The sequence below is a fragment of the Candidatus Pelagibacter sp. Uisw_121 genome (assembly GCF_047722545.1).
Classification (GTDB): Bacteria; Pseudomonadota; Alphaproteobacteria; order Pelagibacterales; family Pelagibacteraceae; genus Pelagibacter.
Map to the genome: position 1 here is coordinate 445,247 of NZ_CP159816.1, position 12,705 is coordinate 457,951.

Sequence of the window (12,705 nt, forward strand, 5' to 3'; positions counted from 1 at the left end):
TTTATTAATGACCATATTACTTTTATCTTTAAATATTTTTAATCTATTTTTTTTTAGAAAACATTGGAAAAAATTATTTTACTTATTTTTATTTTTTTTACCTTATCTTGGGTACATTCAGCATCAAATCCAATCAGCCACAATTTTTGCTCCATTGATACATGATATAGTTTTTTTAATACCAATATTTTTATTTATAATTTTTGATAGAAAAGATTTAAATTTTATACCTGAAGACTTAAAAAAATTAATTTTTCTTTTTATTGTTTTGCTTATCATACAACTTGTTAACCCTTATAATGATATTAATTTTTTAGGAAGATTAGTTGGATTAAAGGTATGGATTTTCTATTTTTTTATGATTGCTGTAGGTTACCATTTAATATTGAACAAAAAAGATTTAAAAAAATTTTGTAATGTTTTTAGTATTTATGCAATATTACCCTGCTTAATAGGTAATGTAATTTACATTTTATTCATCACTTATGGTTATCGTGAGACAATGATTTTGTTCTATGGTGATTATGGAATGGCTTTTAGGGCAACTCAAAGTTTTACTCAATTTGATTATGGTATTTTTACATATTACCGAAATCCATCTACATTTATATATTCTGCACAATATCTTAATTTCTGCCTATTAGCTGTGATGACCACTATAACTAGCATTACTTTAAGTGACACTTTAAGGGAGTCTAAATTTTATAAATTATTGTTAGCCTTTATAATCATTTCAGCTTTTTTTACAGGAAATAGGGGTAGTATTGTGTATTTATCAATTTTTTTTATTATTTTTAGTTTTAAACATTATTCAATTAAAGACATTAAGTTTGTTTTACCTAAATTAGCATTTCTTATTATTATAATTACACTTTTATATAAAAATTTTTCAATGGTAGAAGAGGTTACTTCATTAGGTCAAAGATATGCACTTAATACTTTTTTTGAGAATTCAGCTGAAAATCTTTCGAATTACTTTTTTGGATCAGGTCTTGGAAACTCTACATCTGGAGTACGTTATATAAATAAAGATTATCTACAAATGATTAATGAAGGTCTATATTGGAAAGTAATAGTTGAACTTGGGGTGTTTGGTTTAATATTATTTATGTCTCTATTTTATAATTATGCCAAACAAGTTAAAATTGTCAAAATTAAACTAATAAATTATAAAGAAAAAGTTTTTTGCAATTGTTTTTATGCTTACATAATTTATCAGTTTTTTGTCGGATTTAAATCTTGGGTCTATTTTGAAGGCTATCCAGCAAACTTTATGTTTTTTTTGATACTAGGAATTATTTTAAAATTAGGAACTAATCAATACATTGAAAATTCTTATGATTAATTTTTTTAAAAAAAATGAAATAACCAGAATTAAAAAAAATATACAGGGAAATTTAGTTCGTGTTTCTTCTTTATTTTTAATCCAATTATTTTACTTACCTTTGATGATCTATATATGGGGAGTTGAAAAAACAGGGTATTGGTTTTATTTATTGGCAATACCAAGTCTTTTAAGTTTTTGGAAACTAAATTTTTCAGAAGTCTCTAAACAAGAATTAATTATAAGGAAAAATGCAAATAAAAATGAAATTTATACAATTAGTTTTTTATTCACATTCATAACTTTATTAATTTTTGCAGTTATTTATTTTACTATAAATATTAAATATGTTAATTTTTTTGAAATTTTTAAGAATGTTGAAATCTATAAATTTAATTGGATTTTAGGATTAATTTTTGTTTCATTTTCAATAGATCTAATAACAAATAATCTTTTAACTATCTCCCAATATCAAGGAAAAATATACCCAGCACAAATCTTAGGAGGTATTTTTTCAATATTAGAAAAAATATTAGTCCCACTTGTAGGATATTTTACAGAATATTTGTTATATGCGGCCATTTGTTTAGTAATATTAAAAATAACTCGCTATTTAATTTCAAATTATATTATAAAAAAATATATAACCAAAATATCACTTAACTTTAAAAATTTTAATAAGAGTACTGTTATTCATATATTCAAAAAATCAACAAATTTTTATTTTAATGATTTATCTCTTATACTTAATGTTTCAGGCTTTATATATTTTGTAGGCTATTTTTTTACTGCAGAAATAGTTGCTTTGATTGCAGCTCTTCAGACAATGTTTAGATTTTTGTTAATGTGGGTATTTTCAATTTTTGAAAATGTTGTTAGATTTGAATATGCCAATTTCTATAAAAATAAAAAAATTTTAGATATTGTTAAATTATACAAATTTCAAAGAAATATATTATATATTTTATTATTTTTCTTCTTTTTAGGTGTATATTTTTTCGGGAGCACGTTATTTGATTTATGGACTAATAATGCTTTTATTTATAACACAAATTTAATTAACTTAGTTGCACTTGACAGTATCATATTTATTCTAGGGTATAATCAAATTTTATTATTGTATTCACTTAATAAACTCGAAAAAATATCACTATATGCTCTAATGGTTAATATTTTATCTTTTATATTTTTATTCTATTTTGAAACGTTTAGAATAAATTTTGAAACAATATATTATGTATTAATATTTAAAGGTTTCTTAATATTCTTTATCAATATGATATCAAATTTTAAATTTATTAAATATCTAATAAAAAATTAGTAAATAGATAACCCATATTTAAAAGTGTTTTTATTACAAAATAAGATAATATGAATAGATGTTTGTTAAGTTTTTTTACAGAATAATAGGTGTTATTCATGCTGGTAACAGCGCAATGTATGACAGATTTTATTGGTTAAAAAAAAATTTAGTTGTATTAAAAAATGGATCAAAATTATTAGATGTTGGTTGTGGTAATGGATGGGCATTTCCTTTAGCACTAAAAATTGGCTTCTCAGAAGTTATAGGATTAAGCTGGAGTGAAAAGGACATTGAAAAATGTAAGAAAAGATTATCCAGTGATATAGAATATATAGTTGGCGATGTAAGAAAATTAGATGAGATTAAATTTAACACTAAATTTGATACTATTCTTAACATCGAAAATATTGAACACATCATTAACTCTGACAAATTAGTTAAAGATATTTCTAATTTATTAAATGATGGTGGACTCCTATATTTAACAACACCAAATATCTTGCATAGACAGCTTTATGGTGAGTCATTAATAGCCAATCCACCCATAGAAGATGGTGATCATGTAGTACGAGGTTATTCATATCAGAGGTTAAAAAAAATTATGTCTAAACATAATTTGAAAATTATAAAAGTAGACTATATTACTGGAAAACTATCTTCTACCTTATTGATTATGCAAAATATTTTACCTATAAATAAGTATATTTTGAAAATTCTATCAATTCCTTTTACTGTATTATTTACTAGACTAGATAATATCTTTTTTAAAAATGATAGCTTGAATCATTGCATCGCAATAGTTGCTGAAAAAATAGAAGATTAAGTAATTTATTTTGATATAATTATTTAATATTCAAAATGATTAATAATATAAGATTTAAAAATATAAAGTTCCTAAATATATCTGATAAAGATTTTCCTATAATAATTAAAAAAAAAGGTTTATTTCTTTTTCCGTCAGGACCTGGTCTATCTAACCTTGATAAAAAACCAAATTATTTAAAGGCATTGCGTAATGCAGATGTCAATTTTTTCGATAGTGGTTTTTTTGTAATTTTGTTAAATTTACTTAAAAATATAAAAGTAGATAAATTCTCTGGTTATAAATTTTTTAAACTTTATATAAATTTTTTAAAAAAAAATAAAAAATTAAGTATTCTCTCAATTAATCCTAGTAAATCTTCTTCAAAATATAATATTTCATTTTTTAATAAACTGGGATTTGGAAAAAATAAAGTTATTCACTATAATGCTCCAATATATAATCTTAGTCTTCTTAAGGATAAAAAATTATTAGAATTAATAAATAAGATAAAACCTGATCATATTTTAATTAATTTGGGTGGTAATACCCAGGAAATTTTAGGTTTATATATTAAAAATAATATAAAATATAAACCTAGTATTTTTTGTACTGGTGCAGCCATTTCTTATTTTAGCAAAGAACAAGCTCCAATTAATAATTTTGTAGATAATATTAATTTAGGATGGTTGATTAGAATTTTATATAAGCCAAATATTTTTTTACCCAGATATATATTTGCTTTTAGATTATTTTTTCTAGTAATAAAAAATAAAGTTAAAATAATTAATTAATAGTTATAAAATCTTAGCAGATTAGGTATTAAAAATAAATATCATCATAAATAAATTTTTGGTTTTTATTGTGTACGACTATTATGAAATTTTTAGCTTTTTTAATTGATGTATCCAATTTTTTTTAAAGTTTAAATTTTTATCATCTATATATAAATCAGTAGATGGTTTACCAAAAAAAACTTTATGATATTTAACATTCCATTTTTTTAATTGATTTAATGTTATTCTTTTTGCTTTTTTTTTAGCTTCTACTGCATTATCGTTAGTTCTACCCATATATCGGGCTGTATAAATCTTTATTATGTGCCCACTACTATAAAGTTGATTTATGCATTCAATATTTTTAACAATTGGCTTAGAATTTTTATAATTAGACTTATTTGTTTTACAAATTACATTATCAATATCAAAACAAATTGTTTTTTTCATAATAAAATATTCTATATCATATTTAACTTTAATTTATATAACTGCTTTAATGTTTAATAATTTCAACATTATTAATTTTATTAGTACAGTGTTAAATACTTTAATATTGATATTAAAAAAAATTTAGTTAAGTTTAGCAAATGTCAATTAAACAATTTCCTACAAAAAAAATTAAAAATTCAAAAGATTTTTATCTCGAGTATATAAATCATAAAAGTACTATACTTCAAAATATTGATTTTAAGAAATTGGATAAAATTATAAACTTATTAAAAAAATGTTTTAAAGATAACAATATTGTGTACACTTGTGGCAATGGAGGGTCATCTTCATTGGCTGATCATTTTACATGCGACTTTATAAAACAATCAAATAATAAAACTAACTTACAAGTTAAATCTATATCTTTAACTTCAAATTTTTCATTAATTTCTGCTATTGCTAATGATATTAATTTTGATGAAATTTTTTCATTTCAAATTGAAAAGTTATGTAAAAAAAATGATGTTCTCTTTCTATTTTCAGTTTCTGGTAACAGTCCAAACTTAGTTAAAGCAATAAAAAAAGCAAAAAAAAAGAGTGTAAAAACAATTTCTTTTACAGGTTTTGATGGTGGAAAATTAGCTAAAATGTCAGATTTAAATTTAAATTTTCCTATTGCAAACTATGGTATTGTTGAAGATTGTCATGTTAGCCTAATGCACTATTTATCTCAATATTTAAGAAACATTTCTATAAATAATAATAATTTTGAAAAAATTAATTTTTAAAATATTAATGAGTAATATATGAGCAAAATTAAAACTAAAATATTTTGTGATATTGCTGAGTTAAAACTCATTAAAAAGTTTAATAAAAAAAAATTGTTAAAGGATTCACAACAAATCCTAGCTTAATGAAAAAAGTAGTTGCTAAAAATTACAAAACATATTCAAAATAAATTCTTAAAATTTGTCCCAATAAACCAGTCTCATTAGAAGTTTTTGCTGATGATCACACAAATATGAGAATTCAAGCTTTAAAGATTAATACTTGGGTAAAAATGTTTATGTAAAAATTCCTGTATCAAACTCAAAAGGAGTTTTTATGGAAAATTAATAAAAGAATTAAATAATCTTAACATTAAATTTAATATAACTGCTGTTCATAGCTCTACACAAACTGAAAAAATTTTGAAATTATTAAATAAAAAATCAAAAGTAATTATTTCAATTTTTGCTGACCGTGCGGGCGATACAGGTAAAGATCCAGTGCCTGAATTTAAAAGAAGTATTTCTTTTGCAAAAAAATTTAAGAATGTTGAAATTTTATGGGCTAGTGTTAGGGAACCCTATAACCTCATTCAAGATAAACAATTGGGTTGTCATATTTCACTGTACCACCGTCTACAATAGTCAAAATTGAAAATTTTGAAAAATCGTTTGATCAATTAACAAAAGAAACTGTCAAAGCTTTTTATACCGATGCAAAATCAGCAGGATTCAAAATTTAATTAGTCTTTATCTATTTTAGGTAATTCTTAAATGTTCTTTTTTGATGATTTTTTATCAAATATTTAACCCATCTAATTTCGTCTTTAATAATGGTGTTTATATTTGATTTTTGAGGCGCCCAGTTTAATATTTTTTTAGCTTTAGAATTTGAACAAATCAGTAAATCGACATCTCCTTTTCTTCTATCAACTATATTATAAAGACTTTTGACTTTAGTTATTTTTTCTATTTTTTGTAAAATTTCCATGTTTGTATTTCTTGAAGATGAGCCAATGTTTATTATTTGAAATTTTTTATGACTTTTGAATAAATAAGTTACAGATTTATCTATGGCATTACAAATATCACTAATATGTACATAATCTCTAATACATGTTCCGTCTATTGTATTGTAATTTTTTCCATAAATAAAAAATTTTTTTTTTAGTAAATTTTTGTATACAATTGTTGGAATCAAATGAGTTTCTGGATTGTGAAATTCACCTACAATTTTGTTATTAATGTTTAAACTAGAGCAAACATTAAAAAATCTAAGAATTATTGAGTTTATTTTTGAATTTTGTATTATTTTTTCACACTGTAATTTTGTTTTTGCATAGTTACTTTTAGGTTTGATTAAACTTTTTTCTTTTAAAATTTTTCCAGAATATTTATAAACAGCTGCTGTGCTTGAAAAAATTAAATTTGTTAAATTATTATTTTTCATTGCTATAATTAAGTTCTTGGTAGCCATTACGTTATTTTGATAATATTTTTCTTTATTTATTGTCTCATCTACTAATGATTGTGCTGCTAAATGAATTATCAATTTTGGTTTTTTTTTCTTTAAAATATCATTTAATCTTTTAAGGTTTAAAAGATCACAAATGTTTATTGATATATGTTTATTATTTTTTTTGTCCAAATTTGTAATTTCATATTTTTTCTTTAAGTAAAGTGACAAACAAGATCCTATGTAACCAGATCCACCTGTGATTAGTATATTTTGTTTTTTATTCATTTTTGTAATTGAAACAATATAAGCAAAATTTTATCTATAATATTTTTTGTACCAATCAATAAATGCAGAGATACCATCAATATAGTTTACTTTTGGTCTATATTTAATTATTTGATACAAAAGATTTGTATTTGACAGTGTCTTTTTAACATCTCCTTTTTGCATGGACATATTATTTTTTTTAGCTTTTTTATCTAATTTTTTTTTCTAACGCATTTATAAAGTCTTTAAGATAAACTCTTTTTTGATTTCCAATATTGATTATTCGATATGGAGCAACACTTGATAAGCTATCATTTTTATAATTACTTTTCTTATTCTGTGAAGGTGCTTTATTAATTAGTAGCTCAATAGACCTTGTCACATCATCTATATATGTGAAATCTCTGTACATCTCACCTTTATTGTATACATCAATTTTTTTATTTTTAATTATTGCATTTGTAAATTTGAAATAGGCCATGTCTGGTCTGCCCCAAGGACCATATACCGTAAAAAAACGTAACATGGTAATTGGTATTTTCCAAAGTGACGAATATGAATGAGCAATACTTTCTGTCGATTTTTTAGTTGCAGCATAAATACTTAATTGGTTATCAGTTTTATCAGTTTCTTTAAAAACAGATTGGTTATTTGCTCCATAAACAGAAGAACTCGATGCTATCAGTAAATGTTTAACTTTAATTTTATGCGCAATTTCAATTATATTAAATGTTCCGATTATATTTGAAGATAAGTATTTTCTGGGAGCATCTAAACTATATCTAACACCTGCTTGAGCAGCTAGATGAATAATGATTTCAGGTTTAAAGTTTAGAACATTTTTATTAAGTTTTTTTTGATCTTCAAGTTCACCTTTTATAAAACTAAAGTTTTTAAATTTATTTAATATTTTGTTTCTAGAAAGTTTAAGATTAATATCATAGTAATTATTAATTGAGTCGTAGCCAAGAATTTTATGTCCTTTTTTAAGTAAGATTAAAGCTAAAGAGAAACCAATAAAACCTGAACTACCTGTAATTAATATTTTTTTTTTTTATTCATTCAATTAATCTAAGTAATATTATATTATTGTCATTATAGAAACAATTCAGCAAAAACTTTCATTGCAATAATACTCACTAAACCTACTGTTATCATTGCGATAAATCCTACAACAAAAGGTTTATAACCCATAGATTTTAAGTCTTTCAAGTTTGTTGATAAACCTACAGCTGCCATTGCCATACTTAAAAAAATTTTAGCTGAATCTTTAATAGTTGATACTGAGTTTTGCCAAATAATTTGAGTATTTTCTGTTAAAAATATTTGATCACCAATATTTCGAAATATAATCATTCCAATAAAACCTAATACAAAATATGGAAAAATATTTAACAGAGAATAGTTTTTAGTTTTAGTTTCGTTCCTATTATACAGATAAGCAAATAGGGGAATCATGATCACTAAAAAGGTATTTCTAATTAACTTTGTAACTGTTGCAATATTTAATGTTTCAGGACTATTAAATTGTTGATCATAAATCAATCCAGCTGCTGCAACTTGAGATGTTTCATGAATAGCAGTTCCTAAAAAAAGTCCCACATACATCGGATCTCCATTAAAATAAATATTTGCAAAATATGGATAAACTAACATTGAAATTATTCCAAAGACTGTGATATTTGCTATTGCATAAGCAACTTCACCTTTATTTGCTTTAATTATTGGAGCGGTTGCCATAATTGCTGTTGTTCCACAAACAGTACTACCAATTGATATTAAGTAAGCCATTCTTGTTGAGATTTTTAATTTTTTAATTAGTAATTTTATTACAATTAATACGCTTATGATGCAGATAGTGATTAATGGTATAGCCACAGAGCCAAACTTTAAAAATTCAAATGGTTTTAATTGAATGCCAAGACAAATTATTCCAAGTTTTAAAATATATTTTTGAGTAAAATTTATTCCAAGTAAAAAACCTTCTCTCATTTGAAAAATATTTCCAAGTACAATTCCCAAAAGAATTGCAATCATTGCTGTTGATATTGGGCTTTTAGCATAACCTAATAATTCAATTCCAATGATATTATTTAAACCCTGGGATAAACTGTAGAGAACAAATGCTAAAACAATACCTGGAACAAAAACCAAGTATTTTTTAAATAACATTATTAATATTTGCTGAGTTTTTAAGCGCTTCTGTAAAGTTTAGTCATAACAAATTCTTTATGACCTAAAGCTTCAGCGCAAGTTAGTCTACCGTTAGCGACTCTTATCATAGATTTGATTAATTCATCACCTGCTTCAGACATATTCATCTCACGTGATAATATTTTTGATACATCACAATCAATATGCTCACCCATACCTTTTACAGTTAATGGGTTGGCAGTTAACTTAACAACTGGTTCAATAGGGTTACCTACGATATTACCTTGACCTGTAGGGAATAGATGAATGTTAAATCCAGCTGCTGCCTGAAGTGTTACACATTCAGCTGCTGCCGAGGATGTATCCATAAAGTATAGACCTTTACCTTTGGTTGGTTCTTCTGCTGGCTCCAATACGTCAATAAATTTACAATTTCCAATTTTTTGAAAGTTTCCAAATGCTTTCTCTTCAATTGTAGTTAATCCGCCTGCAATATTTCCTGCAGTTGGTTGACTTTCAGAAAGGTCATCTGTTGCTTCTTTAAGTATAAAATCATTATATGAATTCCATGTTTTCATAAATTTTTCTGATGCTTCTGGTGTAGCACCTCTCTTAGCACAAACAGTTTCAGCTCCAGTAAGTTCTGAAGTTTCTCCAAAACATAAATGAACACCCATTGGCTCTAACTTATCCATTAAGTTTCCAACTGTAGGGTTTGCAGCTAATCCAGATGTTGTATCTGATTCTCCACACTTAACTGATATCCATAAATCACTCATTGGACATTCTTCTCTTTGTTTTTCAGACGCCCACATCACAAATTCCTGAGCTTTTTTTGAAGCTTCCATGACAGTACCAATATCTCCAGTTCGCTCAATATGAAATCCTTCAACTGGCTTTCCTGTTTTTGCTATTCCGTCAACTATTTTTTTTGTCCATTTTGGCTCTATACCAATAACTATTACTGCTGCAACATTCGGGTTACTTCCAGTCCCAATCATAGTTCTAAAGTGTAAATCTAAATCAGCACCAAATTGAAGCCTTCCATAAGAGTGAGGTAGGGCCATTGTGCCTTTAATATTGTTTGCAACTGCTTCAGCGCAAGCATTTGAAATATCATCAACAGGTAGAATGATTACGTGGTTTCTAGTACCAACTCTGCCATTTTCTCTTTTATAACCTAAAAAACTTTTTGGAATTTCCATATTTTTTACCACTTCTTCGTTTTTACATTATGAACATGAACATGCTCACCTTTTTTGATTGATTTAACTACTTTTCCAATATCATGACCATATTTCAAAATAGTATCACCTTCATTAAGGTCAACCATTGCAATTTTATGTCCTAATTGAATTTCATCTACTGATTGAATTTGAATTGTTTTATCATTCTCCATAATCCAACATGCACAATCTTGTTTTGGAGTGATTTTATTAATAACAACTACTCCTACGTTGTCTTTCTCGTCGTGTATAATAATATCTGTAGCCATAATTGTGTCGATTTGTTTGTTTGAAATTTTTTAATTCTTATATATTAATCGTTTAAATTAACAAATTATTTATAAATTTTTTAACAACTTAAGCAGGAAGGCCTAATTATAATGACTAAAATGACAACAGAAGAAGCTTTTGTAAAAGTTTTACAAATGCATGGAATTGAACACGCATTCGGAATTATTGGTTCAGCCTTTATGCCTATTTCAGATATTTTTCCTGATGCTGGAATTACTTTTTGGGATGTTGCTCATGAAACAAACGGTGGATTAATTGCTGATGGTTACACAAGATCTACTGGTAAAATGTCAATGGTTATTGCACAAAATGGTCCTGGAATTACAGGTCTTGTTACTCCTATTAAAACTGCATACTGGAACCACACACCACTATTATTAGTAACGCCTCAAGCTGCCAATAAAACTATGGGTCAAGGTGGTTTTCAAGAAGTAGAACAAATGAATTTATTTAAAGATATGGTTTGCTACCAAGAAGAAGTTAGAGACGCTTCAAGAATGGCAGAAGTATTAAATAGAGTAATTGAAAAAGCGATCAGAGGATCAGCTCCTGCACAAATAAATGTTCCAAGAGATTATTGGACACAAGTTATTGATATTGATCTTCCTCCAATTGTTAGACTTGAAAGACAAGCAGGTGGAGTTGATGCAATTAAAAAAGCAGCTGACTTATTATCAAACGCTAAGTTTCCAGTAATATTATCTGGTGCGGGTGTTGTAATTGGTGGAGCGATTGAAGATTGTAAAAAATTAGCTGAGAAATTAGATGCCCCAGTTTGTTCAGGATATCAGCATAATGATAGTTTCCCAGGAAGTCACCCATTAGCAGCTGGACCATTAGGATACAATGGATCAAAAGCTGGAATGGAATTAATTAAGAAAGCTGATGTTGTTCTTGCTCTTGGTACAAGATTAAATCCTTTCTCAACTTTACCAGGTTATGGAATGGATTACTGGCCTAAAGATGCAAGTATCATTCAAGTTGACATGAATTCAGACAGAATTGGTTTAACTAAAAAAGTTTCAGTTGGTATTTGTGGTGATGCAAAATTAGTATCTCAACAAATTTTAGCTCAATTGTCTCCAACAGCAGGTGATGCGAATAGAGAAGAGAGAAAAAATACAATTCACCAAACTAAATCTGCTTGGTTACAAGAATTATCAAGTCTAGATCATGAAGATGATGATGAAGGTACAGTTTGGAATGCAGAAGCTAGAAAAAGAGATGCAGACAGAATGTCTCCTAGAGAAGCTTGGAGAGGAATTCAGGCAGGTATGCCTGAGGATGTAATTATCTCAAGTGACATTGGAAATAACTGTGCGATTGGTAATGCTTATCCTACATTTGAAAAAGGTAGAAAATATTTAGCGCCAGGATTATTTGGTCCTTGTGGATATGGTTTTCCAGCAATTTTAGGTGCTAAAATTGGATGTCCTGATACTCCAGTAATTGGTTTTGCGGGTGATGGTGCATTCGGTATCAGCATGAATGAAATGAGCTCAGTGGCAAGACCAGAATGGCCAGCAATTTCAATGGTAATTTTTAGAAACTATCAATGGGGCGCTGAAAAAAGAAATACTACTTTATGGTTTGATGACAATTTTGTTGGAACGGAGCTTGATCCAGAATTAAGTTATGCAAAAGTTGCTGATGCTTGTGGATTAAAAGGTGTTACCGTTCGAACTATGGAAGAAACTACCGCTGCTATCAAGCAATCATGTGAAGATCAAAAGAAAGGAATTACAACATTTATTGAAGTAATTCTTAACCAAGAACTGGGAGAGCCTTTCAGAAGAGATGCTATGAAAAGACCAGTTAAAGTTGCAGGGATCAAAAAAGAAGACATGATCAAGCAACCTTCATTGGTATCTTAAGATCTTTTAAAAATATCTTATCTGTCATAA

Annotated in this window: 14 protein-coding genes; 7 read left to right on the top strand and 7 right to left on the bottom strand. The window is 26.4% G+C overall.

Translation table 11 applies throughout. From position 1 onward, the window contains the following. The first annotated feature begins 7 nt into the window (after nucleotides 1-7). From ABXT52_RS02290 to ABXT52_RS02305, 4 genes are read left to right on the top strand one after another with little or no spacing between them, the layout of a single operon-like run. Nucleotides 8-1,345 carry a hypothetical protein gene (locus tag ABXT52_RS02290; RefSeq protein ID WP_415272276.1) on the top strand — a complete coding sequence of 446 codons (1,338 nt, stop codon included), beginning with the start codon at nucleotides 8-10 and terminating at the stop codon, nucleotides 1,343-1,345. Next, complete coding sequence (locus ABXT52_RS02295) at nucleotides 1,338-2,645, top strand: hypothetical protein (RefSeq protein WP_415272277.1); 1,308 nt, start codon at nucleotides 1,338-1,340, stop codon at nucleotides 2,643-2,645. Before ABXT52_RS02290 ends, ABXT52_RS02295 begins: the two co-directional genes overlap by 8 nt. A 58-nt stretch (nucleotides 2,646-2,703) precedes the next feature. Further along, nucleotides 2,704-3,450 (top strand): class I SAM-dependent methyltransferase, encoded by a 747-nt coding sequence (locus ABXT52_RS02300; RefSeq protein ID WP_415272278.1) that lies wholly within the window; start codon nucleotides 2,704-2,706, stop codon nucleotides 3,448-3,450. Between the two features lie 35 nt (nucleotides 3,451-3,485). Beyond that, nucleotides 3,486-4,223 (top strand): WecB/TagA/CpsF family glycosyltransferase, encoded by a 738-nt coding sequence (locus ABXT52_RS02305; RefSeq protein ID WP_415272279.1) that lies wholly within the window; start codon nucleotides 3,486-3,488, stop codon nucleotides 4,221-4,223. A gap of 81 nt (nucleotides 4,224-4,304) precedes the next feature. On the opposite strand, the gene ABXT52_RS02310 is transcribed toward ABXT52_RS02305, so the two are convergent. Beyond that, a complete protein-coding gene (locus tag ABXT52_RS02310) occupies nucleotides 4,305-4,655 on the bottom strand; it encodes a phosphoheptose isomerase (protein ID WP_415272280.1) in 351 nt (116 codons plus the stop codon). A 140-nt stretch (nucleotides 4,656-4,795) separates the two neighbouring features. On the opposite strand from ABXT52_RS02310, the gene ABXT52_RS02315 reads away from it, so the two are divergent. After that, entirely contained in the window at nucleotides 4,796-5,425 is a 630-nt protein-coding gene (locus ABXT52_RS02315; RefSeq protein ID WP_415272281.1) for an SIS domain-containing protein, read from the top strand. Nucleotides 5,426-5,788: 363 nt separating this feature from the next. Then, on the top strand, nucleotides 5,789-6,049 hold the full coding sequence (locus ABXT52_RS02320; protein ID WP_415272513.1) for a transaldolase family protein: 261 nt from the start codon (nucleotides 5,789-5,791) through the stop codon (nucleotides 6,047-6,049). Between the two features lie 109 nt (nucleotides 6,050-6,158). On the opposite strand, the gene ABXT52_RS02325 is transcribed toward ABXT52_RS02320, so the two are convergent. The 6 genes from ABXT52_RS02325 to ABXT52_RS02350 are packed head-to-tail and all read right to left on the bottom strand — an operon-like array spanning nucleotide 6,159 to nucleotide 10,779. Continuing rightward, nucleotides 6,159-7,148 carry an NAD-dependent epimerase/dehydratase family protein gene (locus tag ABXT52_RS02325; protein ID WP_415272282.1) on the bottom strand — a complete coding sequence of 330 codons (990 nt, stop codon included), beginning with the start codon at nucleotides 7,146-7,148 and terminating at the stop codon, nucleotides 6,159-6,161. Nucleotides 7,149-7,178: 30 nt separating this feature from the next. After that, nucleotides 7,179-7,319, bottom strand: a complete 141-nt coding sequence (locus ABXT52_RS02330) for a hypothetical protein (RefSeq protein ID WP_415272283.1) — start codon at nucleotides 7,317-7,319, stop codon at nucleotides 7,179-7,181. A gap of 19 nt (nucleotides 7,320-7,338) precedes the next feature. After that, nucleotides 7,339-8,175: an NAD-dependent epimerase/dehydratase family protein gene (locus tag ABXT52_RS02335; protein ID WP_415272514.1), complete on the bottom strand. Its 837-nt coding sequence runs from the start codon at nucleotides 8,173-8,175 to the stop codon at nucleotides 7,339-7,341. A 50-nt stretch (nucleotides 8,176-8,225) separates the two neighbouring features. Further along, nucleotides 8,226-9,302, bottom strand: a complete 1,077-nt coding sequence (locus ABXT52_RS02340) for a YeiH family protein (RefSeq protein ID WP_415272284.1) — start codon at nucleotides 9,300-9,302, stop codon at nucleotides 8,226-8,228. Between the two features lie 20 nt (nucleotides 9,303-9,322). Further along, nucleotides 9,323-10,489 carry a UxaA family hydrolase gene (locus ABXT52_RS02345; RefSeq protein WP_415272285.1) on the bottom strand — a complete coding sequence of 389 codons (1,167 nt, stop codon included), beginning with the start codon at nucleotides 10,487-10,489 and terminating at the stop codon, nucleotides 9,323-9,325. A 5-nt stretch (nucleotides 10,490-10,494) separates the two neighbouring features. Beyond that, nucleotides 10,495-10,779 carry a UxaA family hydrolase gene (locus ABXT52_RS02350; protein ID WP_415272286.1) on the bottom strand — a complete coding sequence of 95 codons (285 nt, stop codon included), beginning with the start codon at nucleotides 10,777-10,779 and terminating at the stop codon, nucleotides 10,495-10,497. Between the two features lie 111 nt (nucleotides 10,780-10,890). On the opposite strand from ABXT52_RS02350, the gene xsc reads away from it, so the two are divergent. Further along, entirely contained in the window at nucleotides 10,891-12,675 is a 1,785-nt protein-coding gene (xsc, locus tag ABXT52_RS02355) for a sulfoacetaldehyde acetyltransferase (RefSeq protein WP_415272287.1), read from the top strand. The last annotated feature ends 30 nt before the right edge of the window (nucleotides 12,676-12,705 follow it).